The sequence below is a fragment of the Desulforamulus aquiferis genome, from assembly GCF_030577015.1.
GTDB classification, from domain to species: domain Bacteria; phylum Bacillota; class Desulfotomaculia; order Desulfotomaculales; family Desulfotomaculaceae; genus Desulfotomaculum; species Desulfotomaculum aquiferis.
Genome location: NZ_JARPTC010000013.1, coordinates 1 through 26,255 on the forward strand (window position 1 = coordinate 1; position 26,255 = coordinate 26,255).

Consider the following 26,255-nt stretch of genomic DNA (forward strand, 5'->3'; position numbering starts at 1 on the left):
AGCTTACGCAAAGAGTAAGGCTGAAGAATACTCTGTAGAGAAGATATGCGAGTTTATTGTTGAAGACATTAATCAATCTGTAAGGGTTGAAAGAGATTATGACATTGTTATTCTTGGTGCTGTGGGAGATGTGCTAGGAAATTCAATTGTAACAATACTAAAACTTAAAAGTACAATTAAAAAGAGAGGATACATAATTATTGATGATGCCTATAGTGGTGAGGGTTCTGAAGAAAGGTACCCTTCAAAGAAGCAATGGCATCAAGTCTTTCAGCAGACAGGAGTTAAGCTTATTGCTGAGAAGGCAATTAATGATTTTGAACTGGTTAAAATTAATAGAATAAATCAAGCCCATATTGTTAGGCGAGCCAATGAATTAAAGATACTTTATCCTGAGCAAATGAACATTTTTGAAGGATACATAAGAAGTCAACAGGCTGAATGTGAAGAGTTGGAAAGTGAAATTACAGGAGTCACTTGGCTCTTGCAGGTTATTTAGGCGTGTCAAGGGGACGGAGTTATTGGCAACACAGTAAACTACCCGCTGATTCTTGGAATAGGAGATCAATCTGATATGCACCAAAATGAGAACCTTACTTAGCTTTACCAACTAAGGTTTTATTTGCAGATACGGTGAACGTACCATAAGTGGGTTTATAATAACTTTACATAATCCATATACCTATTAGGCTAATAATGGGAAGTATAGAATAGGATTTTGTAGATATAGCAATAATGCTGAGCTAGGGTAACAACAGCTGGCGAACAGTACGCAGTTCAGTCAAATGCTCATTATTAGCGATAACATATAACTTAGAACTTTTGACAAAGGACAAATAATATGAACATAAAAGAAGTAATGGTTTTGGTTAAGGGAGAAGATAAAACCGAAGAAATCAGTAATATCTACTATGACCCCGAAAAAAAGAAAGTTAAAATTACCTATCGAAAAGTAAGTACCAGCTACCCATATAATCAGAATGATGTGGTTATTATTAATAAGCCGAAAGTAATCGAACAAGATGTCCAAATCGCCTATGTGGATGGCATACCTGTCTATAAACCTCGACTTATTCTGGATTTTGGAGAACGCATCCGAATCATCCAATATAACGGTAAATCTTGTACAGTAAAGCCACAGTCATTTTCGTTGGTCAAGGATGGAGCCGTCAATCAGGATGCCCAACAAATACTGACCTATCTAAGGGAAATCTCTCAATATACTTCAGACAACCCTGAAGAAGAGGCTTTCTTGAAACGAGAAATGGAGCAACTTACTTTTGTTCACCCAGAAAGTGTACTGAGCCGCTACCTGAACCAACAGGGAATCGAATCGCGAACTCCCAACACCAACAGTATCATCTTTCCATTCCGCTTTAACCTGAGTCAAAAAGTTGCAGTTGAAAATGCTCTTACAAGCTCTATTTCAGTTATCGAAGGACCACCTGGTACTGGCAAAACCCAGACAATCCTGAATCTTATTGCAAACCTCGTAGCTGTACAAGGAAAAAGCGTAGCGGTTGTGTCTAATAATAATGAGGCAGTTAAAAACGTCATTGAAAAAATGGCAAAGCAGGGCTATGGCTTCCTAACGGCCTTGCTAGGCAAAAGTAGCAATCAGGATATCTTTTTTGCCAATATGCCTGTAGCTCATGTGGATGAATGGGATTATGAAGAAGATAAGGAAGAATTGATTCAGCAGATTGATGCCTGGAACATGAAGTTAAATCAGCTATTGAAGGTAGACAGAAAGCGGGTGCGGCTTTGTCAGGAGTTGCGGGCCTGGGGGTTGGAACAGGAGCATTTTGAAGAATACTATGCCCGACAGGATGTCGAGGAAATCGGCAAGCTTCCCCTGTTTAGGGCAACTCCTGATCGAATCGTTTCCTTCCTGGCCGAAACTTCTCTGGCAAAAGAACGGAATCAATCCAGCAAGTTTCTGTATAAGTTAAAACTACTCTTCAAATATGGAGTGTTTGATCACAAAAAGCTACAGCAACAAGAATTGTCCATTTTATTGTCACTTCAGAGGGAATTTTACCGGCAGCAGATCCGTAAGGTAGAAAGCGAGATAAGGGTTCTTGAAAGTGAACTGGACGGCGCCTCGTTTGATGTGCTGATCGAGAATCACCAGCAGTATTCTGAAAAATTGTTCCGCAAGTGCCTATATCAGAGCCATAGTGGACTGAAAGAGCCTGACTTTTCCAAAAAAAGTTTCAAAGTAAGGTTTCAGGAGTTTATTCAGACATTCCCGATCATCCTCAGTACAACCCACGCATTGCGTCGGTCCATTCCACAGAATTACCTATTAGATTATGTTATTATCGATGAGGCTTCTCAGGTAGATATTCTCACTGGCACACTTGCTTTTTCCTGTTGCCGAAATGTAATTATTGTAGGTGATATGAAGCAACTTTCCCAGATTACCAACGAGAAAATCGAGCCAATGGTGAAAACATCGCCGCCTAATCCTGTATATAACTATTTTCAGCACAATATCCTGTCATCAATTATTAGTATCTATGAAAGTAGCTTGCCCCGCAAAATACTGCAGGAGCATTATCGCTGCCATCCTCAGATCATTGAGTTCTGTAACAAGAAATATTATGATGGGGAGTTGATTCCATATACCAACACGAAACTAGCGGAGTGGCCCTTGGTACTTTATAAAACCGTTGAAGGAAATCACATGCGGCGAGTTACTAGGGGTGAAAAAAAGGGGAACTATAACCAGAGGGAGCTTGATGTCACGGTTGAGGAAATCCTGAAAAATTCAGCTCTTGCTGAGAATCGTGAGAATATCGGCTTCGTTACCCCTTATCGCAAGCAGGCCAACAAGGCAGGGCAACTGCTACCCAGTGGCATCGAAAGCGATACGGTACATAAATATCAGGGCCGGGAAAAGGACATCATGATTATGTCCACCGTACTAGACAGCACCCGGGATGGCCAGAAGGGGCTTACATTTGTGGATGACCCGCAGATGGTCAATGTGGCTGTTTCCCGAGCTATTAGGCAGTTTGTGTTGGTGACGGACCGCGACCTTTTTTTCAAGAGAGGCAAGGATATAGGCGATTTGATTCGCTACATCCAATACAGCACCCTTGACGAGAACGTAATTGATAGCAACATCGTATCGGTCTTTGATCTGCTTTACCGTCAGTATGCCAGTAAGTTGATTCCGCTGAAAGCCAAGATGGATCAAAGCGTCCGGTATCAGTCGGAAGAAGCTCTACGTGTGCTGCTGGAGGAGATCCTCGCGGAGCCGCAAAATAATCGGTATAGCTATGTGTATGGGATGTTGTTGCGGAATCTGCTGAACAACGTGGCTTTGCTTACTCCCGAAGAGTTGAATTTTGTCAACAACAGGGCATCGCTTGATTTTATTGTGTATAATAAGCAGGATAAGGCCTGCGTTCTTGTGGTTGAAGTAGATGGTTTTGCCTTCCATGAAAATAATCCAGTTCAGAAGCACCGTGATATGTTGAAGGATATGATTCTGGCGAAATACGGAGTACCATTGTTACGTCTGCCTACCAATGGCAGCAGGGAGCGGGAGAAGATACAGAAAATTCTAAGTGAGCAGTAACTAAGGCAATTTGCATTTTATGCAACTAGAAATAAGATGAACAATCGGCAGTTTAAAATTTTCGTGATTAGAACTTTGTCCCCCCAATTTCTAACTCTATTTCTGTATAAAAATCGGGGTTTGACCCAAATAATATTAACTTCCCATAATCCATATCGGGAAGATGTGGTTGTGATTAATCAAGAGTGAGTGGTAGTTTACATAATCATATTATCGGTTAACTATCTGAATTAGGTTACATAAGAGACCCTATATTTTTTACAGATATGAGGTCAGAGTACCAATCAGAAGGTTGCTTATCCTAATAATTATAGCGGACCAATATTTAGCTGACTAACATAAATGGTAGACAGATTAGCATTTTTATTGTAAGGATACTAATCCAGAAAACCAGCGAACTGGTTATGGCACCATAGACCCAAAGCGAACCTATTAGTTGTGTCTTGCAAGAAGTATTACAACAAACCATGTTTTATAGATAGCCAGTCATATATGTGCAGGAAAGAACCCATTAGGAGCTCTATTTTCTCCCAGGTTAACATAATATACATTATCGGAACCACTGTGATTTTATTACAATCATATATCGTTTCTTGTAGACTATTAAACTTATTATGTTCCGTTAGGTTTGCCAAAACTCCAGATATTTATCAATCAACTGTGCTTATATATAATACTAGTGAGTCTTGAAGCAAAATGATGTGAGGCTGTGCTATTTATATTTAGCACAGCCTCCTCCCTGTTGCGTCACTGACGTGAAAGCCTTGGAATCCTGCGAGAAATTCCCTGGCATGTTCTTCGTGTATTCATTTAATAGGTAATCATTTGATGGTAATAGCACAATACTATAAACTATGCACTCTTTAGTCAAAGGATATCAGGTTTCTCTTATTTGTTTTGTACCATTTATAGGTAAGTAATCCAAGGGCGAATAGGGTTGTGCCCAAAGTGGTCATCTGGGCTGCCTTTAAACCACCGAGAACTATCAAGCTGTCAGCTCGCCAGAATTCAATAATAAATCGGTTTAAGGAGTAAAGTAAAAAGTAGGTCAATGCCACTGAACCATCAAAGGGTTTACCTCTAATTAATCGAAGCAAAATAAATAAAATACCAATATCTACTACACCTTCAATAATTTCTGCTGGAAACAGCGGTTGGGCTCCATAGGCTGAGTAGGCAGGAGTTCCTTCTTTATATATAACACCGATTGGTAGACTTGTGGGTATGCCGTAAGCATCACCGTTTAACAAACAACCAATTCTACCTATTCCTTGCCCCAAAATTAATCCAGGAGCCAATATATCAGCAAACTTCCAAGACGGAAGTTTATGTTTACGCACAAACCAAATGCAAATAATTAGGCCTGCCAACACCCCTCCTTGGATAGACAGTCCCCCATCCCAGAATTTTAATGCATCTAAAGGATGGGAAGAAAATTTTTCCCAACCAAAAATGACTTCCCATAGACGGGCACCAAGAATCCCTCCAAAGAAAGCATATATTGTAAAATCTACAACCCTTTCAGGATCTATATTTTCCTTTTTAGCAAGCCTGATTGCTAACCATAGGCCAGCCATAACGCCCAGTGCCACCATTATACCCCAGGCCCTTACTGGAATATCGCCTATATAGAACAGAATAGGATACAATATATACCCACCCCCTCTTTAAATTCTTATTCAATTCTTTAATCTCTTCTTCGAACTTTTGCTATCTACGCTCATATTCTAAATTTATCAGTTGGATTAAAAACAGGTTACCCATAAGGCAACCTGTTTTTGGATTCTTACATTCTGTGAGACATTGGCAGTAAGAACAGATAGATGTTGAAGGCTACCAGTCCAAGCATTAGGATAGTAAAGGGAACCACTGAACCAACAATTTGCTCTTTCTTGTAGCTGGCCTTAGCGATACGATAAGCTGTATAGATTGAACCAATGGTACCCAGTGCTAACAGAGCATACTGCAGGAATACAATGGTCTCCATACTCACCAAAGCTGGTGATGCTCCCTCGTGCTTAATTCCGAAGAGGGCCAGACCAGTATAGATAACTGATTTCCCCTCGGCCAACAGGTGAAATAGATTGTGAGCCATGTGACCGGCAAAGTCTATCGGAATTAAAGCATAACCAAATCTGGTTATATTCATCAGAGGTGTGTCAGAGTTCTTTAAGGATGCAACCCAACTAGTTAGATAAACTAATAACGCTGGAATGGCCATTGCAATGATAAAGGCAGCTGTAAAGATAACACTAAAGCTATCAGTACCAAGCATTTTGCCTAAGAACTGCTGAATATCTGTCCAAACCTCTAGCATAGTAATGTTCTGCACCAGTACAATTCCTAAGATAACAATAGCTAAGAAAGATTCCTCAAGTTTAGGCTTGCGAATGAACCAAAGCTCTTTAGAGGGTACTCGTGCCGAAACACTGATAGAATCGTTAGGGCAGTTTTTGACGCAGTATCCGCAGAAATTACACCTGGCATTATTATCCATTGTCTTTGGAAATTCAAACATTGGACAACCAGGAGCCTTTTCTGAACCCTTATAACAGGCACTAACAGTACACTTCGAACACTTCTCGGGTGTTCCTCTTAGCTCTAGAGCACCAGCTCTTGAATAGTTACCTGCTAAGCCTCCGATAAAGCACAGGTAGCGGCACCAGGTTCTTCTTTCGAAAAATGCCCCGGTAACAATTACCCCTGTAATAAGCATTAATAGCAAAATTCCGGAACCCCTGGGGGACTCTACGATACCATATACATGATCCGCCCAAGTGATAAGAATAAACATGGCGTCAATTATCCAGATGCCGTATTTTTGTAAGAATTTTGGTACCGCTCTCTTATTCCCTACAAATTTCTGTATTATGTCGCTTAAGGTGGCAAAGGGACAGATAGCACACCAGAAACGTCCTGCCAGCAGGAAAACAAGCGGTATAATGGGCCACCAGACAATCCAGGTCATGGCGGTACCGAAATTGTTGTGGGAATCCGCAATTCCGATCAATAATTCATATAGAATAACTGCAAAAACTATTATGGTCGGCCACTGGAAAATACCAGGGTACCATTTGCTTTTTAGTATTGATTTCATAAATTGATTACCCTTGTTTTGGTTCAACTTAATTCACCCCGTTTCTAACGGTTTTAAATTTAAGAACAGCCGCAATGATTATTACCAATAGATTGAATGCTCCGAAGCCGTAAATTGCTGACCAGTTAGGTGGGGCGTTAGGATCACCCTTGCTTTCCCCGTGACCCTCGCTATTAGAACCATGCCCATGACCGGCATTATTTGTGTCATGCCCGTCATTGTTGGCTTCATGGTCATTAGCAGAATCGTGTCCTCCACTGGTAGTACTATGGTCATGAGAAGAAGTTACTCCCTGATTATCAATAATCCCATGATTATCATGCGAAAGTTCTTCTTGCACTTTGGTGCTATTTACATTACTCATATCGTGTCCGGCATGTGGATTGCCGGAACTATCCGGTGAAGCAAGCACATTACCGGCCAACGGTCCTGCCACCAATAACACGACCATAATAAAACCAAATAAACCAAACCATCTTGAACTCACGTTTTTCACCCTTTCTATAAAAATACCTAGCTCCTTATCAAGCCTTGTCTATCTAGGAGTATAATACAGGGAAATGTTCACATCCCTGTTACAAAAGTAACACCTTTTTGTGATAATTCTTAATGAACCCCTCTATAAATACAAAGCTGTGTCGAATAATTAAGGAGACTACATGCGAAAGGTGAAACTCCATGAAATTGAATAACCCCTTTTCGGAGAATACTTCCTATCATGAGGAAGATGTTCTTACCCGTACCCGGCAATTGGATTTCATTATCGGTCGGTTCAGAATTGCTATTGCCCTTTTTATAATTCTTGTAGAGCTTTATCAAGGCAACACCAACTATATATCAATAGCGGGCTATGTTCTCCTTTTTCTTTATTCCTGCTTATGGTTGTTGTTTCAGACGGCTAACTCTTCGCCCCAAATGGGTACATGGGGCTATTTGCATTTGAGCATAGACCTTCTGCTTATGAGCACCTTCACATTGCTTAATTCAAAAGTTACTACTAGTTATCACGACGGCCTATATATAATCTTGGTATTGATCTATCTAATGCGCTTTGGAAAGAAAGTTGCAATCGTTTTCTCTCTATTCGCTTCGGCAGTTATCTTTTTTGTATGTTTTAGTAAGCACTTCGAGCATAACATTGCCCATTATATATTAATAGGGACACTTTTAACTATCATCTACTTTGTGGGAAATATCATGGATATGGAAAAAAGCCATAGAGAGAAATTAGCATTTCTCTCCACTCATGACGAATTAACTGGAGTTTACAATTTTAGGCACTTCCAAAACCTATCAGTTTTTGAAATTGACCGGGTCAATCGGTTTCAAAAACCTCTATCTTTAGCCCTCTTTGATATAGATGATTTTAAAAGTTTCAACGATAATTTTGGTCACGATGCAGGTAACTTAGTTTTAAAAACTGTAGCCAAATTAATTAGAGAGCAAATCAAAGAAACAGACATCCTGGCCCGCTTTGGTGGCGAAGAATTTGTGCTTTTAATGCCGGAAACTGATAAAACTAGCGCAATCAACTTGGCGGAAAATATTATAAAAGTAATCTCTCAGCATAACTTCCCCAACCAACGAGTTACCATTTCTGCAGGCTTGGCCGTATATTCCCAAGAAGCTACAACTGCAAATAAATTATTTAAGCTGGCAGACGATTTTCTATATCAATCCAAAAGAGAAGGCAAAAATTGTGTACGTTACTAATTCTTTAAAAAGGTTATTAAGAACATTTAGGGAATAAGAAAAAACTTATTTATTTAGATGAAAGAATTTTAATATTAAAAAGGAACAGGTTCCAAACTTGCCTGTTCCTTTTTCTTATACTTATGAAATTCACCACAACAGTTCTTCTATGAAATACCGTCAGTTATTTTGCCTAGAGTTCTGATATCCCATATTTCGGTTGCCCATGTGACCACTGCCTAACATGGAGGAACTGTTCTTAGGTTGGTGTCTCATAGCCTGGTTATTATGAAACATATGTTGGTGGTCAATTTGTTCATTGCTCTGCATCATATGTTGGTTTTGGCCCATATATTGGTTCATTTGTGCGGGCATTTGATTATTCATGGGCACGTCTTGGGTGTTTAGCTGTCCCGACATCATTTGCATTTGCACCTGTGGCTCCTGGAGTTGCCTGGAATCTTTATTTATTGGCAAAGCATAGGCCGCCCCCACCATTGAAGCTCCAAACACTAAAGTAGTAACCCCGGTGATAATAGTTTTTTTGTTAAACATTTATAAACCCTCCTATTATTATGGAAGTCCCTTTTAATGTACTCCCTTTTTCCTTTTCACCTAATAATTCGTAGAAGAAAAAGAATTTAGGTGGGCTCGATAAATCAATATTTTTATTCTTTTAAATTTAACAATAATGTTAAACCTTTGTGACCGTTCTGTGAATTTTAATCCTTACAATTAAAATGCAGAAAAGTAGCCTATTTTGCTTTTTTATTTCTTGCCCACATAAAATGCGGTGCTTTTTACGAATACAATATTAGTGGAGGATACGATGTTTAATTTTACGCTCAAGGGGTTGATACAAAGAGCAAAAAACGGTGAAGAAAAGGCCCGGGAAGAACTCATTCGAAACCACCGGGATTACATCATCAAGGTCAGTTCCCGCATTTGTAAACGGTATTTATGCTGGGAAAATGATGACGAATTGAGTATTGCCCTACTTGCCTTCAACGAGGCTATAGATTGTTATGAGTTTAACCAACGAGCTTCCTTTTCTTCCTTCGCATATACCGTAATCCACCACCGTCTGACGGATTATTTCAGAAAAAATCCGGCCAAGTATGAAATGTTATTGGCAGAGGAACAAGGCTGTTCCGAAGATAGGATCTTTAGCATACTGGAACAAAAATCGCATCATTCCTATCAGGATCGTATAAAGCAGGAAAACATGGCTGAAACCATTGAACTGTACCAGCAACAGTTAAGAAGTTATGATATTACTTTAGAGGATTTAGTTCGCTGTTCGCCCCGGCACCGGGATACCAGGGAAAAGTTAATGCAAGTAGCTATGACCGTAGCCCATGATCCGGATCTACTTGGTTTCTTAAAAAATTATAGCAAACTGCCAGCCAAAATATTGGTTGAAAGAACGGGTTTAAGTAACCGTGTGCTAGAAAAGGGCCGTAAATACATCATTGCTACAGTAATACTGCTAACAGACCCAAACCTATCGGTTCTAAAGAGATTTACTAAAATTAATTAACCAAGAGGTAATTTTAAATGACAAAGGTAAAGGCTGTAGTTTTGGCTTTAAGGAACAATCATAAAAACGCACTGGTTTATACTGAAGAAGGTCAATACCTTAATACTAGGATAAAACCGGATCCTCTGGTTGGTTCAACTGTGCTTGTCGAAGTCTCCCCACTGATGTTTTTTAATAAAAAATTACTAGCGGTGGCCGCCGCAGCATTGCTAATTCTTTTCACCGGATTGCTACCTAGCTTTAACACCCCCCCGGCATCGGCGGCCTATTTAAATATCGCTTTATATCCCGAATTGGAAATATGGTTTAACCAAGAAGGTATGGTGACGCAGGTAGAAATAGCTGAGTTAGATGACAGTTCTTATACAGATACTCTGTTGGGTAAAAATCTTTACGATGCTTTAGGGCAATTAATTCAATACTCAAAGGAGCAAGGTTATCTAAAAACAAATAGTCAGGATATTATCATCAGCAGTTTTATAAAACCAGATAACATTAATATTCCTAACATAAGCGAAACCCAGTTAAAGATATTCATTCTTGATGAATTGAAAAAATCTGCTTATCAAGGATCTATGATTGTAACAAGTCCGAGTGAAACTGTTATGGATTCAGCTAAAGCTGCACAAGTTTCCCTCGGAAAATATCTTGTTTATGAAAAATGCCTGGAAAAGAACTTGCCTTTAAGTCTTGATAACCTGCGAGAGAAGGATGTCACCAGTGCATTATCCCTAATGGGTATAGATGCAAAGGATTTATTTGGAGCGGATTATATAGAAATTAGTGAGCACTACGGTAGTAAGTCAGTTGAAACCATGCAGAATAATCAGCACCTGAATAATATGAGACAAAATCATCAGATGAATCACAACAGTAGTAGCATGCCTATGGAGCAACCTGGAAACGGTCATCATAAGCATCCCGTCACGCAGGCTCCTGATCTAATGCCTAACCACAACTAAGATTCTATTCTAGCTATGGCACGAACTCGAACAATGAAAAAGCCAGGGAGCATATCATTCACAATGCTCTCTGGCTTTTTGCCAACTTTAATCCATCAGTTCAGCAGCAGGCTTAAAGGCTTTTAATCTCATAGTGTTTAGAACAACAGAAATTGAACTAAACGCCATAGCTGCAGCAGCAAGCATTGGATTTAAGATAATTCCAAAGAAGGGCCATAATAAACCAGCTGCAACTGGAATGAGTACAATGTTATAGGCAAACGCCCAAAACAGATTCTGCCATATCATAACCATAGTAGATTTTGAAAGTCTAATTGCCGTAGGAACACCCCGCAAATCGCCTCGGATAAGGGTAATATCTGATGCTTCCATAGCTACATCAGTACCTGTTCCAATGGCTATACCTACATCTGCCTGTGCTAATGCTGGAGCATCGTTAATACCATCCCCAACCATAGCCACAACCTTTCCTTCCTCTTGCAGTTTTTTTACCTCTTGTGCCTTATGTTCCGGTAAAACCTCTGCAAGGACACGATCAATTCCGACTTGACGGCCAACTGCATCAGCAGTACGCCTGTTATCTCCGGTTAGCATGATTACTTCAATGCCCATCCGTTTTAGTTCTTTGATAGCTCTCAATGATGTTTCCTTCACAGTATCAGCAACAGCAATAACCCCTATTGCATTTCCATTTATAGCTATAAACATTGGTGTTTTACCTTCATCGGCTAATTTATCCGAAACATTTAGCATATTATCAGAGAAATCAACATTCTTAGATTTCATTAATCGTAGGTTTCCTATGAGTATAGCCTTACCTAATACCTTTGCTAAAATTCCGTGGCCAGGAATTGCTTCAAACTCCTCAGGTTCAATCAGATGAAGTCCTTTTTCCTTAGCACTTTTAACAATTGCTTCGCCTAGGGGGTGTTCTGACCTAGTTTCAACCGAGGCTATCAGATGCAAAACTTCTTCCTTCTGGAAATCGTCAGTAACAATAAGGTCTGTAAGAGAGGGCTCCCCTACAGTAATAGTACCAGTCTTATCAAACACGATAGTCTTAATCTTATAAGCAGATTCCAAGCTTTCTGCACCCTTTATCAGAATCCCGTTCTCGGCACCTTTACCTGTGCCTACCATGATAGCTGTGGGGGTAGCTAGGCCTAGTGCACAAGGGCAAGCAATAATTAGAACGGCGATGAAAGTAGTTAACCCGAAGATTAAGGATGGCTCCGGACCAAAGGCCCACCATAGTATAAAACTTATGATTGCTGTAATCACTACAGCTGGAACAAAGTAGGCGGAAACCACATCCACAAGCTTTTGAATCGGAGCTTTTGAACCCTGTGCTTCCTCAACAAGCTTTATAATCTGTGCTAACATAGTATCTTTTCCAACTTTTGTCGTTCTAAACTTAAAGACCCCTGTTTTGTTAATAGTAGCACCAATAACCTCATCACCTATTGATTTTTCTACAGGCATACTTTCCCCTGTAAGCATAGATTCATCTAGCGATGAACGACCACTTATAATGTCGCCATCCACAGGAACTTTTTCGCCTGGGCGAACTATTACGATATCTCCCAGAATTACATCTTCAATAGGAATATCTATTTCTTGATTTTTTCTTATGACTCTGGCAGTCTTAGCCTGCATCCCCATTAATTTGCGAATTGCTTCAGATGTTTTACCCTTAGCTTTTGCTTCTAATAACCTACCTAGTAAAATCAAAGTCGTAATTACTGTTGCCACGTCATAATACAATTGATATGGAAAACCTAAGTTTGTTAAAAAATCAGGAAACAATGTCATGGCAGCGCTATAAAGCCAGGCCGAAGTTGTACCCATTGCTACCAAAACATTCATATCACTAGTACCATGGGATAAAGCTGCATAGGCTCCCCTATAGAATCTCCATCCAGATATAAACTGTACTGGAGTAGTTAGAAGTAGTTTTGTTAAAGGCATTACTAACACTGCTGGAACCCATTGACCCCACCCCTCCATCATATCTGGCAGGGAACCAATTAATACAATTGTTGTTAAAACTGCCCCCAAAAGAAAATCAAATCTTAACTTTCTCATTTCTTTTTCTCTCTCTAACTTTTCCCGGTCTACGGCAGTCTCCATTTGGGCCTCAAAAGCCTGGTAACCGAGTTCAACAACCTTACCTTTGATGTCTGATAGAGAAATGACATCGCCATCATATTCTACTGTAACCTTTTCTGTAGCTAGGTTAACAGATACAGAAGTTACTCCCACTAACTTTTTAACAGCACTTTCAATACGCCTTACACAAGAAGCACAAGTCATACCGCCAATGGGTAATGTCGCTTTCTCAACTTGTGATGAGTAAGCCTTATAACCCATTTTTTCTATAGAAGCAATTATTTGTTCCGCCTTTATAGTTGACTCATCATAATTAATAGTAACCTTCTCAGTGCTAAGATTTACATTAGCCTCTCGAACACCTTTTATTATTTCAAGACCTGTTTCCACCCTCCGAACACAGGATGCGCAGGTCATACCTTTGATTTTTAGCGTTAATTGTTTCAAATCAATAATACCTCTTTATTCATAATTTAAAATTAACCGCATCAATATTTCCAGACATAATTTAGTATTACCAAAAAACAATAATACTTCTAACCTATATATCTAGAAATCTTTATAATAGTAACTAAATAACAAGGGGTATGAAATATAACTCTAATTAAAAAGACCTGTGGCTAAGCCACAGATCCTTAATGATTCGGCCCCTTGTCCTTTGAAAATCATCCTGAGTAATTTCCCCTTTGGCCAGCCTGATTTTTTAAACATCCAATGGCTTATTTTGGTTAGTTTTTTCTTTCAATTACTCGTACTCCTACGGTCAATATAGCCCATATCACCAAAATTATAGGTAAAGCCATACCTATAATCATCACAAGGGACCAGAAAAAACCTGTTATTCCTCCTGCAAATGTCATCATAGTGTATCCACTCCTTTATAATAGGATTAAATTCTAACCTTAGGATAACAAAGAACTTTTACAAAGCCATAACAACAGTTTCACAGTTTTGTAACAAGTGCTTCTTCGTTTATTCAAAATAATAAATATAAACAAAATGTGATATTGATGAAACAGATTTGTTAAATGTATTTGCTATAGTAATAACTGTAAAGAAAAACTTTCGATGGGAGGTGGACAAAATGGTTACCCTGCACATAATTCCCCCTACATTGGTTCCTGTTAAATAACCTTAAAAAATATGAATTGGAGGAATAAAGAATGAAATTTAAAATCACATTAGGTATTGCCATTATAGCCCTTGCTGCATTGCTGGTTCCCAATGCCTTTGCAGCCATAGATAATCAAGGAGAAAACACTAGCCAAAATGATAATCAACAGTTTATAAACCAGATGTTTGATCAACATAAAGCCTGGCTGGATCAAGCAGTAAAAGGTGGTAAAGTCACTGAAGATCAGGCTACTACCTGGAACGAGCATTTTGAGCAAATGAAAGAATTTCACAGCAAAAACGGTATCTCTCCTATGATGAACGGTGGTATGATGAATATGATGGGAAATGGTTCAGGTTTATGCCCAGGTTTTGGTAACAACGGTACCCAGTAAAAGTCAATATTATGATGTATTAACTAAAACCTCTAGTTTAGAAGCAAGAACACAGCATTAGTTGTTGTTCTTGCTTCTGAATTTAAATGAAATAGTATTAAAAGTCCTGTGGTTTTGAAAACCACAGGACTTTTAATACTATATACCGGCCATCTTTCTGCATTCATTAGCACATCGCTGAAAATGACTGTCCAGCCCATAAAGGCTACCACTTCTTGGCAATTGTTATATGGTTAATTTTTACGGTTCTATGCCCAATTGACTGTTTTGTTGTAAAAAACCACATAAAAAAGGCTATTCTAAAAATATGTAGAAGTTAAAACTACAAGGACATGGAACGTTAAATATTCTATAGGGAAGTGTATTTCATTTGTTTTTGCGTAAAGTAACTTTATTAAAAGAAAATATTACAGATTTCAAAACTTATCCCTTCTTTATTCCTGCAATAAAAGAAATGGACACGTTGAATTTCAATAGCCATGTAACCTTTTTCGTAGGGGAAAATGGTTCTGGAAAGTCTACTTTGCTTGAAGCAATTGCGTATCAGTGTGGCTTTAATACCGCAGGTGGTGGTAAAAACAACATACATGATGTGGATTCATCCCAAGCTGCATTGGGAGATTACATTCGTCTCTCTTGGCTACCAAAAGCCACTAAAGGATTCTTCTTAAGGGCGGAAAGTTTTTATCATTTTGCTTCTCATCTTGACCAAATAAACAAGGACGATCCCATTTTCAATTATCAAGGCTATGGCGGTAAGTCGCTACATCGCCAATCTCATGGAGAGTCCTTTATATCACTGCTTTTAAACCGATTTGGAGATGCTGGGATATACCTGTTAGACGAACCAGAGGCAGCGTTATCCCCTGCACGCCAACTAGCATTTATGAGAATTATTCATCAACTGGCATGCGCTGGGAATTCTCAATTTATTATAGCTACTCATTCTCCGATTCTTCTGGGCTACCCAGGTGCAACAATCTTTAGTTTTGCTTCCTCCATTGAAAATATCATGTATAAAGATACGGAGCATTATCAAATTACTAAAGGGTTTCTAAATAGCCCTGAGAGATATTTAGTAGAGTTGTTTCGTGATGACGAGTAAGGGTAGCAATCTCTGTTTTAGAGCTTTGAACAAATAATATCTGCTAAGCCGAATCTAAAAGTCTTTTTTAATTCTTCAAGACTCATCTCTACCTGATAGCCAATTTTCCCAGCACTAAATATAATTGTTTCAAAATTTGTTGCCGACTCATCAATGGTAGTAGTAAATTTTTTTTTCATCCCAATAGGTGAGCATCCTCCATGAATATACCCTGTTATAGGCAATAAGTCTGTCGCTTTCAACATTTCAATGGCCTTTTCGTTGACACAATCAGCAGCTTTTTTAAAATCCAATTCATCTGCTACTGGCACAAGAAAGACATAGTATTTATTTGTTTTCCCTACAGTTACCAATGTTTTGAACACTTGTTTTGGATTCTGATTTAGTACACTTGCAACCTCAATGCCACTAATAGCATTTGTATTGGCATAAGTATGACTTTTATATTCTACTTTAGCCTTATCTAATATTCTCATCACATTTGTTTTATAAGCCATATTCATCACCCTATAAATATAATTAGTCTTTACTTTCTCTTTTCTCAATAAACCTGTCATACTCTTTGAAAATACCTTGGTAGTTGCAGAAAAAGCCCAGCGTAGTGCTGGACTTTTTCTATACTTATCCATTATCAATCGTAGGCATAATTACACTCTTTCTGTAAGTATACCCTTACACAATCTAAATTGCCACCTGCTTTTTTATAGTTAAATCTTAATAGGTACCCAATGATGCCGAATGTTTATGTTCCAGTATAGCCCATTGTTTTATAGATTGTGTTTTGCTTTTTCCGCAATATCTAGTAGTCTTGCCAGCATTACTGTTGCTTCAGCTCTTGTGGCATTCTTGTTTGGCTCAAACTTAATCTTTTCTTCAGAGATTATCCCTTTGACAATCCCCATCGCACTAGTAGTTGCAACACTCTGTCTCGCCCAAAGGGAGATTGACCCTGCATCAAAGAACAACTCCATGGAAGCATCATTTTGACCTAGGCTGATCCCCATATTTTCTATTGTATTAGAAATCATAGCTGCCATTTGCTCTCTGTTTACATATTGATTGGGTTTGAAGTAACCACCATCATAACCACTTACAATTCCTGCATGGAACGCCTTGGCAATACTTTCGTAATACCAGTCTTTTTCTGAAACATCGTTAAATGTATTTATCGCCTTCTCGTTTAAACCCAACAATCTTGATAACAAAATCGCTAACTCGGCCCTTGTGATGTTCGCATTTGGTCTAAAGGAATCGTCGTTGTAGCCGCTAATTATCCCCCTTGCAGCCATTAATTCAATATCTTTTTCTCCCCAGTGTCCTTTTACATCAGTGAACTTTCTTTCTGGTTTTTTGAGAACAGCATATTTACTAAAATGAGGTGTGATAAAAATAAGTTCTTGACTGTCAATATTATGAATTGCTTGCATCGATTCCCAATTAGAATCACTTTCATTGTAAAAAAAGACATCTAACCAGTTGTGGCTTTCTCCTAACCATATGTCAGATTTTACAGGTAAGGAGACTCTTACTGACTGGTTAAGGGGGTTCTTTTGAGTTATTTCATCACTCTTAATTTCTACAGTTATTTCAAATATACTACCAATCAATTGATAGTTACTTTGGCTAACCAGTTCTTTCGCTGTGACATCAGACAATCCTTCAACTCTAAATTCTAACGAGTCTCCTTCCAATAGATTTATGGACCCTGGGTTTAGTGTTATATTAACATCCTGCATGGAAACAACCATATCTTTTCCGGAATCTACCAACAGTTTATACTGTTCTCCAGTGATGTTAAGACTATATTTTCCTGCTGGTGCAAAAAGTGTTACTGTTCCCTGAGAAAGATTAATAGCTTCTTTTATTTGCTGGTCTGTAAAGGTTGTATTAATTGTGCTTGCATTAGTCTCACCTGTATTGATTCCTGATGATCCGCTACCTCCTCCGGAACTTCCTCCCGTTGAACGGTTAGAAATACTTAAGTTCAATGTTTGACTGTAAGTATGGCCCAGGGTGTCTGTAACGGTAACTATAAAAGAATAGTCCCCACTAATGGCGGGAATGCCGGAAATAACTCCCGTCATCGTATCCAATGTTAGGCCTTCTGGTAAAGTACCCCAGGTAATTGCCCATGACAATGGTACTTTTCCACCAGTTGCATTCAGTTCTGTAGAATATGTTGTTCCCTCAGCTCCGTTTGGCAGTGATGTTGTTAGTATTTCCAGCTTAAAGACCATCTCGATGGGTTCAAGAATAACCCCTCCCTCTCCCACTTCGATTACATCGGGAGCAATATAATCTTCAAAATCATTTGCTTTAATTGTCATATGATAAAATCCTGGCATAACCTTATATGTAAATTCAGTAATATCACCATTAGATATTACCCTAAGAGGCATAACTTTTATATCTTTATTCTCCGGCTTCAAGAAAACGGAGGCGATTACCCCTTCTGGTAAACCAATGATAGTTCCAAAAACCCTAGCTACATGTATATCTTCAACTCTAATATCATCCTCCACCTTTATAGGTTTCATTACGGCAGTGGCACCGTTAATTAACACACAAAGGGTATATTCACCGGCGGGTACATTTGAGAAACTGAAATCTACTTGTCCTATCTCAAAATCTTGTGAAACAACCATTTCTCCGGTACCTTTGTTCAGCATGACCTTAACGGAATCTTCTTCTGTGATTCCATAGATATAACCGATGACTGAATAAGTTGCAATTTCTTCTTCCTCAATAACCTCGGTTAGTGTTTCTTCTACAGTTTCCATATATGTGCCCTCTTCTATGCTGGGGTCACCACCAGTAGAGTTATCAGTTTCCTGATTCAAATCAATGCTATCCAAGTTGTCATCTTGGTAGACTGCTTGCTGTACAGATGTAGCTTCAGTATCGCCACCTCTTTGTTCAGTCGGAATAACTTGTCCAACTTCTTCCGCCTGTACTTGTTTAGTGATGCTAAATGAGAAAATGTTTAATAGTAAAAGAAGTGACATAACAATAGATACTGATCTTATGCGGGAATATAGTTTACTCATAGACACATGCCTTCCTCCTTTTTTGTTTTCAAAGAACAGAACATATTTTATTTTCTTGCTATCCTCCTTAAAGTTATATTTAATCATTACATAAATTTTAGCATCCAATTTTCACAAAACCTTTTCAAAGCTATGACATTAATGTGATATTTAAAACAACACCTAACAATAAGAAAAATGGAATGAGTAAATACTGGTCTGATGTTGCCCCTTGCTTTGGAACAAATTAATAAGTTAATCTGCATAAGTCCTGAAAAAAATAATAAAGCACGAACACACCAAAGTGATGTTCGTGCTTTATTATTTTTACTACTCAGCTCGATTAATGGGCAGTACAATGTTAAAGGTAGTACCCTCATTTATTTTACTTTCCACATTAATCTGTCCCCCATGTCCTTCTACAATCCTCTTAACAATAGCCAACCCAAGCCCGGTGCCACCCTGATGTCGGGTACGGGATTTATCACCTTTATAAAACCTTTCCCAAATCATAGGCAAATCCTCTGGCTTAATTCCTACACCATTGTCGCAGACACGTAGGTGAACTTGATTCGCCTTGCTGGTAACATAAAGAGAGATCTTACCCCCATGGGGTGTATGACGGATTGCATTATCAATAAGATTTATTAACACCCTTTCTATGCGGTCACTGTTACAAGCAACAAAAGGCAGCTTCCTCTCAATATTAATTGCAAAATTTATGTCTTTCTCAATAATTAGTTGAGTAAGCTTTCGGTGTACGCCATTAATGATTTCCCGAAAATCACAGGGTTCTACGTCAAAATCAAAGTGGCCTTCCTCCATACGCTTTAAATCCAGCATCTCATTCACAAGCCTTTTTAGTCGATTTATTTCCTCTAAAATATTACTAAGATACTCTTCCCTTTCTTTTTCTGTCTTCACTAAACCATCCACCATGGTCTCAGTAAATCCCTGCATAATAGTTAAGGGTGTTTTGATTTCGTGGGCCACGTTGCTAACAAACTCCCGCCTAATTTGCTCTTGCTTTTCCAATTGGCCAATCTTTTCTTGCAGTCGAGATGCCAGAGTATTAAGAGAGTTGGACAGCAAACCCATTTCATCGTTAGATTGTATATCTACTCTGTTCTGATAGTTACCGCTAGCCATTGCTAGGGCAACTGTATTCATTTTGACCAAAGGTTTGGAAATAAACCGGGAGAAGAATAAACTTAAAAGAGCTGCTATAATAATACCCCCAGCTGCAGTATAAATTGTTAGCATCTTTAAACCTTTTAGTTCGTCCGCCAGGGGTTCCAGGGGAGCGTGAATGATGACAGTCCTGCTAATGTTATCATGATCCTTAAAGGGTATGCCCACTGATAAAACATCGGTTTTAAAATATGGATTATTACCCTTGTATACAACTGTATTTCCGTTAAATAGCTGTTCTAAATCCTTAGTGCTCAAAGGTCCATGATGGGGATTATTCATATCCATAGGCATATCCTTGGTACTGATGCCCATACCCTGGCAGCTCATAACTATACCCTTTTCATTTAATATCATTACATTTGCATTATAGAGCTCGGCAATCAGGGACACCTTATTATCCAATACTAGTGGATCCTGCTCAGTTCGGGCAATATTCGATACCTTGTTGCCTAGGCTCTTTAGCTGCTTTGCCTGCTGATTGTAATAAAGCCCCTCCATAAAGCTGCTCTGGACTGCCCCGACAATGCCGATTACTACAAGCACCAAAATGGTCATAATTACCCATAGTTTGGTGACGATGTTATTTATTTTCATGCTCCCCACCTCAAATCAAAATTTGCTACACCAGAATACTGTCGATAATAGTTAGAATGAATTACATTTGATAAAGTATCCTAGTGTTCTATAGTAACGCTAGTTATGTATATTTGTCAAAACATTCAAATGAATATCACAAAAATGTTAAAGATGGGTTAAGTTAAAATCAGCCAGCACAACTGCTGGCTGATTTTAACAATTTCAATGTTTATTCCACATCAATTTTATAGCCAATGCCCCAGACGGTCTTAATATAATTAGCTGCACCGGCAGCACGAAGCTTGTCCCTAAGTCGGTTGATGTGAGTATCAACTGTCCTAACATCCCCAAAATAGTCAAAGCCCCAAACCATCTCCAGAAGTTGTTCCCGGCTGTAGGAACGCCCCTGGTTTCTGGCTAGAAGTGCCAGTAGGTCAAACTCCTTTGGGGTTAAGGTGATTACTTTATCCTGGATCGAAACCTCCCGGCTAATTAGATTTATGCTCATACCGGTGACATTGATAAGATGTTCTTCCGCCTTCTCATTAGTAACCATTCTGCGCATTACAGCCTTAATGCGAGCAATTAATTCCCGTGGGCTAAAGGGCTTACCCATATAATCATCTGCCCCAAATTCCAGACCCAGTATACGGTCTACTTCATCATTCTTTGCAGTTAACATAATAATCGGAACCTTAGATGTCTTACGAATTTCCTGGCAGACAGTTACGCCATCCAATTTAGGCATCATCACGTCGAGTATAATTAAATCCCAAGACGAAACGCGAAACATGCTAAGGGCCTTCTCTCCATCTTCAGCTTCTCCCACGTCAAAACCTTCATTTGTTAAGTAGATGCGAATAACTTGTCGAATTTTGTCCTCATCATCTACGACCAGTACACGTAACCGGTTCATAGAAAGCCTCCTTCTTTTTCCAAAGCCAATAGTATTATTATCTATAGTAAAGCTATATTAAAGCCTTTGTCAAAGTATATAAGGATTATCACAAAAATGTTAAACTTACCATATTATTTTTGTGGCCATTCCGGTAAGAACAAACATCGTTGTAATTCAATTTCCCTTGTCATATAATAAATTCATTTAAAGATTTGGGTGTTGATTGATTTTATAAATGAAAGGTGTCTACTATGACTATTATGTATTCACTAGACCTATTGGGATCCTTTGCCTTCGCATTATCTGGTGCTATCTTGGCAATTAGAAAAAATATGGATCTATTTGGTATTTTTGTCCTTGCCTTTGTAACTGCCATTGGCGGAGGTACAACGAGGGATCTTTTATTAGGTGACACGCCTGTCTTCATTCTTACTGAGCCAATCTATATTTACATCTCAATTATTGCATCCCTTTTAGCTTTCCTTTTTTATAGGGCATTGATTAGAATTAATTCAGTAATTCTTTTAGCAGACGCCTTAGGTCTGGGTACCTTTGTATGTATTGGTGTGTCAAAGGCATTGGCAGCAGACGTTTCCTTTGCAGGGGCAGTGATATTAGGCTTAATCACCGCAGTGGTTGGTGGGATCATCAGGGATTTGCTGGCAAATGAAATACCGGCTGTACTTATGAGGGACTTTTATGCCATAACCTGTATTGGTGGTGGAATCATCTATGTGCTCCTTCACAACCATGGCATACCACAAAATTTTGTTATGTTATCATCGGCCGGTTTTGTAATCTTATTAAGGGTTTTAGCCATTAGATTTAACTGGTGTTTAGTTAGAGTCCACTCAAATACAACAGGGAGTTTATAAGATTTAGCCATAAATTCAAAGGACGGCTTTCTGAAAGTAGAATTTCCAGAAGCAGCCGTCCCAATTTAAAATATTTAAACTAGCTGGTCAACATTTTGACCAATTTCATTATTTAAATTACTACTACCCTCCCATAGGGAACTATCAGTCCCGCTGGAAGCTGATAATATATTCATTAGTACCTCCTTGCTTACATCCCAGGTGGTGGGCCACCCATTGGGCCGCCAATTCCTTCTCCCTGCCTATTACCTTGTTCTTGCTGAGTAGCTCTATTTTTGTTATTACCTATTACTTGGACAAGGGTGATTGTCTCTTCATCTTTCCAGATTCTTAATGTACTTTCAGCTGTAATCTTGGTAATTTCAATTTCCTTAGGTTCTCCATTTTGCAAAGAAATAATTGGTACCCCAACAGGTATCATTAAAGTTTCTGTCTCCTCTGCAAAAGCAACCTCAAATCCACCGCCACCGGGCCTATTTTCACTAGGTCTTGGAATATTATCACCATTAGGTGCTTTTTCAGCAGCATCCTCCTTTGGTTCCGGTTTTTCCTGTCCGTCCAAAGCTTTGTAAATAGTAACTTCATTCCCCACAATCTCTTTAACCTTGCCTATTAGGTTTGGTTTTTCCTTTGGTAAAGTAATATTCTTAATCACCTCGCCCTTTTGTGGCTGGGCCTCTGAAATGCCACCACAACCACTAAGGCTTAGGCATATCAAACTAAGTATAACCAATAGCAGCACAGCTTTACATTTAGTTAAAGCTGGCAAAAAAACAATTTTCATCATAACATCTCCATTCCTTCATAGGATATTTGATTATTTGTCTTAATTACTCATAGTTTCACCTCTCAGCCAGTATTTGTAATTTTAAATCCCATAATTATCTTAATTCAGATTTATGAGTCTACACTGAATGCTTACTGAAAACCAGCTTAAGCTAACCTTAAGGCTTCCTTAAAATATAGAAAGGCACTTACAAAGGTCAGCATGTAAGTGCCTTTCTGATATTATATTAAAGGTTATAATCCAGGAAGCTGAATACAAAAAGTAGTTCCTTCTCCTTCTTTGCTTTCAACAGTAAGTAAACCCCCATGGGCATCTACTATGGACTTCGTAATAGATAGGCCTAGTCCAGCTCCCCCGTATTTACGTGTTCGGGAAGTATCAACACGGTAAAAACGTTCAAAGATGTGGGGGAGGTGTTTTACGTTTATCCCTGGTCCATTATCCTGAACAGATAACCTGTAGCCCATATCTGTTTTGACTAGTTCAATCCTTATCTTTCCCCTATCAGGATCGGTATGCTGCACAGCATTATGGAACAAATTTAAAATAACTTGTTTCATCTTATCTCGATCAAATTTACATTTGATGTTGGACTGTATCTGTAAATCAAGGGTTCTGTTACCTGCCAAGATTCTGAACTGGGGCTCCATTTCATTGACTACTGTTTCTAGTTGGCCTTCTGCAAGTTCAATGTGAGAGGTACGATCCATTTTGGCAAGGAGTATTAGATCCTGTACAATTTTATTAAGACGCTCCGATTCACCATGCATGCTCTTTAGTGCTTTGTGAAGTTGTTCTGGCTGATTGGCTGCACCTCGTAATAATACTTCTAGAAATCCATGAATTGAGGTTAAAGGGGTTCGAAGCTCATGGGACGCATCGGCAATAAAACGACGCATTTGTTCCTTTGTTTCTCTTTCTGTTTCAAAGGAAGCTTCTAATCTCTCCAACATTCCATTGAAGGATTCAGATAAACCATCAATTTCTAATTGGCCCTGTTGTGTTGGGAAGCGTTTTGCTAAATTACCGGCATCTATCTGTTCCGTCGTATCCACCATATTATATAATGGCACCAATGTTCTTCTAAGTATTGGTAAAAAACCAAATAATCCAAATAACATGGCAGTGAGGGAAAGGAACAAAAAGGTGAGCAACTGACGAATGAGCAATTCCTTCAGAGGGCCAGTCAAGGTGCTTATCTGAACAATTCCAAGGATCTGACCCCTTTCAATTACAGGCTGCAGCACAATTAATTGTTCAGCTCCACCAGCATGGATAATCTTGTAATCCGGACCGGGACTTCTCTTCAGTATATCCAAACGCTCTGGCCTATCAACCCTTGGCGAATCTTGACTGCCGGGCCGATCGTGTTCCGGTTTCTTCAATGCATTTAAATATACTTGTCTATCAAATCTCGGAGGTTCCGCACTACCAGGACCCATGGATAATATGGCGTAGCTGCCCTGCACATCTATAAATGCCAAACTGGTCTCCGGAAAAAATATTCTTTGAGAGTATTTAGCTTCATTTTCTAAGTTAATACCAGGATATTCCCAGTTAAAATGAGGTATCGAACGGACTTGACTAATCAAACTGCTGGCTTTATTTTTGTAGATGACATCCTTCATAAAAATATATTGCAGCAGCCCTATAAGCACTAGCATAACTGCAAGGATTAATAATGTTCGGGATAGAAGTTGGATCTGGAGTGAGTTGGCAGCAAATATGGTATTAAACTGATGATTTTTTTTGGACATCATGAGACATCCACCCGATACCCTGCCCCCCTCAAGGTTCGTATCAACCTGTGTTCTTTATCATGCAATTTTTCCCTTAATAACCTTATGTAAACCTCAACAATGTTTTCCTCTCCAGCAAAATCATAGCCCCATACTTTATCTAAGATCATGGTTTTACTTAAAACTAATCCATGATTAAGGACTAAATATTTTAGAAGCTCATACTCTGTGGGAGAAAGCTCTAAAATACGATTTTCCAACCTTATTTCTTTACGACGATCATCTATCTGAAAGGGTCCGATCACCACTTCTCCAAATAAGTTAGGGAATTGGTTTCTTATTCTAGCATAGATCCTAGCCAGTAATTCCTCAAAGCTAAAGGGTTTTACCATATAATCATCCGCCCCTAGATTTAAGCCTTTTACCCGATCATCCACCTCGTCCCTAGCAGTCAGCATGATAATTGACACATTATCCATTTTTTTGATCATTCGGCATACTTCAAAGCCATCCATCCCCGGCATCATCACATCTAATATAACAACATGGGGCTGGAATTTCTTCATTAATGTAATGGCTGTCATGCCATCAAGGGCTGTCCCTATCTCAAATCCTTCGTTTTGTAGACCTAACTCTAAAAATTGCAATATATTTGGTTCATCATCCACTATAAGAATTTTTATACCCTTTAGCTGCTGCATTCCTTACACTACCACCTTCATAGATTCAATATGCCTATAATTATCTGCTAATTAACTTAATGGAGACTGAATGAAAACTGAAAGTTTGTTGAATATATTGTATTATAAACTATATTTTACCTGTAACAAGCAAATTAGATTGTTAATTACATTACATAGCTTCCGTCTAATTACAGTTCTTCCACTAGCTTTGACTTTACGTAACTAATTATTTACTGTATTATTGATTTTACCGTCATCATAAAACTTTGTTCACAGATAGGAGGTTTTAGGATGTTAGGACATCTAAACTATATTAAGGATGCTGGCACCACAAACCTGTTGACCCATGTCAAACTTTCCAGCAAGCAAAATGAAGCACCACTGTTTTCAAAATTTTACACAGTAACTACTTTAAAAAGAGAAAGTAATGTGATTAAGAGATTTAAGTCCTTCTTAAAAGTTGATAAATTAGTAAACTAGAAAAGGTCTGACACGGGTCAGACCTTTTCTAGTATTTTTATGGCACTATTTTCTACTCCTATTAATTTGTTCTAGCTTATAGCAGAGAATTAATTAAATAATTCATTTGATCCATATTAGCTTCTGTTGATTCTATTGACAAATACCTTTCTAATACATTAAATATCAGAAAGGATATGCCAACTACCAAGGAAATCTTTAATAGTGAATATATAAAAACCATAAATAAATCAATCATAAACATCTACCTCCCATATATAAGACCTATGCCCATGAATACAAAAAGCACTGAGTCCAGTCTCTTCCTGGTTTTTCAGTGCTTCATTGCCTGTGTTTTAATAAGTTTATAGGATCTTCATTGCTCCTGCTTAAATTCTAACAGCATAACTATTTCT

General features: G+C 38.6%; 22 protein-coding genes. 9 read left to right on the forward strand and 13 right to left on the reverse strand.

Features of this window, described 5'->3' with window-relative positions:
* Together P6N53_RS08990 and P6N53_RS08995 are read left to right on the forward strand one after the other, a co-directional pair.
* Positions 1–499: hypothetical protein (locus P6N53_RS08990; RefSeq protein ID WP_373323026.1), on the forward strand; the 499-nt coding region annotated here is incomplete at its 5' end.
* 342 nt (positions 500–841) lie between these two features.
* On the forward strand, positions 842–3,589 hold the full coding sequence (locus tag P6N53_RS08995; protein ID WP_304542511.1) for an AAA domain-containing protein: 2,748 nt from the start codon (positions 842–844) through the stop codon (positions 3,587–3,589).
* Positions 3,590–4,452: 863 nt separating this feature from the next.
* Here P6N53_RS08995 and lgt read toward each other — a convergent pair.
* The 3 genes from lgt to P6N53_RS09010 all read right to left on the reverse strand — a co-directional run bounded on the left by lgt (position 4,453) and on the right by P6N53_RS09010 (position 7,173).
* Positions 4,453–5,238 (reverse strand): prolipoprotein diacylglyceryl transferase, encoded by a 786-nt coding sequence (gene lgt, locus P6N53_RS09000; RefSeq protein WP_304542512.1) that lies wholly within the window; start codon positions 5,236–5,238, stop codon positions 4,453–4,455.
* Positions 5,239–5,375: 137 nt separating this feature from the next.
* Complete coding sequence (locus P6N53_RS09005) at positions 5,376–6,686, reverse strand: 4Fe-4S binding protein (protein ID WP_304542632.1); 1,311 nt, start codon at positions 6,684–6,686, stop codon at positions 5,376–5,378.
* Positions 6,687–6,714: 28 nt separating this feature from the next.
* Positions 6,715–7,173 (reverse strand): hypothetical protein, encoded by a 459-nt coding sequence (locus P6N53_RS09010; RefSeq protein WP_304542513.1) that lies wholly within the window; start codon positions 7,171–7,173, stop codon positions 6,715–6,717.
* 191 nt (positions 7,174–7,364) lie between these two features.
* On the opposite strand from P6N53_RS09010, the gene P6N53_RS09015 reads away from it, so the two are divergent.
* On the forward strand, positions 7,365–8,399 hold the full coding sequence (locus tag P6N53_RS09015) for a GGDEF domain-containing protein (RefSeq protein WP_304542514.1): 1,035 nt from the start codon (positions 7,365–7,367) through the stop codon (positions 8,397–8,399).
* 159 nt (positions 8,400–8,558) lie between these two features.
* Here P6N53_RS09015 and P6N53_RS09020 read toward each other — a convergent pair whose 3' ends face one another.
* On the reverse strand, positions 8,559–8,933 hold the full coding sequence (locus P6N53_RS09020) for a hypothetical protein (protein WP_304542515.1): 375 nt from the start codon (positions 8,931–8,933) through the stop codon (positions 8,559–8,561).
* Positions 8,934–9,207: 274 nt separating this feature from the next.
* Between P6N53_RS09020 and sigI the strand changes: the two genes are divergently transcribed.
* Complete coding sequence (gene sigI / locus P6N53_RS09025; RefSeq protein ID WP_304542516.1) at positions 9,208–9,918, forward strand: RNA polymerase sigma-I factor; 711 nt, start codon at positions 9,208–9,210, stop codon at positions 9,916–9,918.
* A gap of 17 nt (positions 9,919–9,935) precedes the next feature.
* Positions 9,936–10,880, forward strand: a complete 945-nt coding sequence (locus P6N53_RS09030; protein WP_304542517.1) for an anti-sigma-I factor RsgI family protein — start codon at positions 9,936–9,938, stop codon at positions 10,878–10,880.
* Between the two features lie 87 nt (positions 10,881–10,967).
* Here the strand turns inward: P6N53_RS09030 and P6N53_RS09035 are convergent, their stop codons facing one another.
* Entirely contained in the window at positions 10,968–13,436 is a 2,469-nt protein-coding gene (locus P6N53_RS09035; protein ID WP_304542518.1) for a heavy metal translocating P-type ATPase, read from the reverse strand.
* 281 nt (positions 13,437–13,717) lie between these two features.
* On the reverse strand, positions 13,718–13,852 hold the full coding sequence (locus P6N53_RS09040; RefSeq protein ID WP_304542519.1) for a hypothetical protein: 135 nt from the start codon (positions 13,850–13,852) through the stop codon (positions 13,718–13,720).
* A gap of 300 nt (positions 13,853–14,152) precedes the next feature.
* On the opposite strand from P6N53_RS09040, the gene P6N53_RS09045 reads away from it, so the two are divergent.
* A complete protein-coding gene (locus P6N53_RS09045; protein WP_304542520.1) occupies positions 14,153–14,497 on the forward strand; it encodes a hypothetical protein in 345 nt (114 codons plus the stop codon).
* 370 nt (positions 14,498–14,867) lie between these two features.
* Entirely contained in the window at positions 14,868–15,602 is a 735-nt protein-coding gene (locus tag P6N53_RS09050) for an AAA family ATPase (protein ID WP_304542521.1), read from the forward strand.
* A 17-nt stretch (positions 15,603–15,619) separates the two neighbouring features.
* Here the strand turns inward: P6N53_RS09050 and ybaK are convergent, their stop codons facing one another.
* From ybaK to P6N53_RS09070, 4 genes are all read right to left on the reverse strand, one after another.
* Positions 15,620–16,231, reverse strand: coding sequence for a Cys-tRNA(Pro) deacylase (gene ybaK / locus P6N53_RS09055; RefSeq protein WP_441315722.1), 612 nt, complete (start codon positions 16,229–16,231; stop codon positions 15,620–15,622).
* Between the two features lie 138 nt (positions 16,232–16,369).
* On the reverse strand, positions 16,370–18,757 hold the full coding sequence (locus P6N53_RS09060; protein WP_304542522.1) for an S-layer homology domain-containing protein: 2,388 nt from the start codon (positions 18,755–18,757) through the stop codon (positions 16,370–16,372).
* Between the two features lie 201 nt (positions 18,758–18,958).
* Positions 18,959–20,416, reverse strand: a complete 1,458-nt coding sequence (locus tag P6N53_RS09065) for a sensor histidine kinase (protein WP_304542523.1) — start codon at positions 20,414–20,416, stop codon at positions 18,959–18,961.
* A 211-nt stretch (positions 20,417–20,627) separates the two neighbouring features.
* Positions 20,628–21,314: a response regulator gene (locus P6N53_RS09070; protein ID WP_304542524.1), complete on the reverse strand. Its 687-nt coding sequence runs from the start codon at positions 21,312–21,314 to the stop codon at positions 20,628–20,630.
* A 233-nt stretch (positions 21,315–21,547) separates the two neighbouring features.
* On the opposite strand from P6N53_RS09070, the gene P6N53_RS09075 reads away from it, so the two are divergent.
* Entirely contained in the window at positions 21,548–22,171 is a 624-nt protein-coding gene (locus tag P6N53_RS09075; RefSeq protein WP_304542525.1) for a trimeric intracellular cation channel family protein, read from the forward strand.
* A 190-nt stretch (positions 22,172–22,361) separates the two neighbouring features.
* Here P6N53_RS09075 and P6N53_RS09080 read toward each other — a convergent pair whose 3' ends face one another.
* The 3 genes from P6N53_RS09080 to P6N53_RS09090 all read right to left on the reverse strand — a co-directional run bounded on the left by P6N53_RS09080 (position 22,362) and on the right by P6N53_RS09090 (position 25,398).
* A complete protein-coding gene (locus tag P6N53_RS09080; RefSeq protein ID WP_304542526.1) occupies positions 22,362–22,958 on the reverse strand; it encodes a hypothetical protein in 597 nt (198 codons plus the stop codon).
* A gap of 233 nt (positions 22,959–23,191) precedes the next feature.
* Positions 23,192–24,718 carry a sensor histidine kinase gene (locus tag P6N53_RS09085; RefSeq protein WP_304542527.1) on the reverse strand — a complete coding sequence of 509 codons (1,527 nt, stop codon included), beginning with the start codon at positions 24,716–24,718 and terminating at the stop codon, positions 23,192–23,194.
* Complete coding sequence (locus P6N53_RS09090) at positions 24,715–25,398, reverse strand: response regulator transcription factor (protein ID WP_304542528.1); 684 nt, start codon at positions 25,396–25,398, stop codon at positions 24,715–24,717. The genes P6N53_RS09085 and P6N53_RS09090 overlap by 4 nt, the downstream gene beginning before the upstream one ends.
* A gap of 273 nt (positions 25,399–25,671) precedes the next feature.
* On the opposite strand from P6N53_RS09090, the gene P6N53_RS09095 reads away from it, so the two are divergent.
* Entirely contained in the window at positions 25,672–25,860 is a 189-nt protein-coding gene (locus tag P6N53_RS09095; protein ID WP_304542529.1) for a hypothetical protein, read from the forward strand.
* The last annotated feature ends 395 nt before the right edge of the window (positions 25,861–26,255 follow it).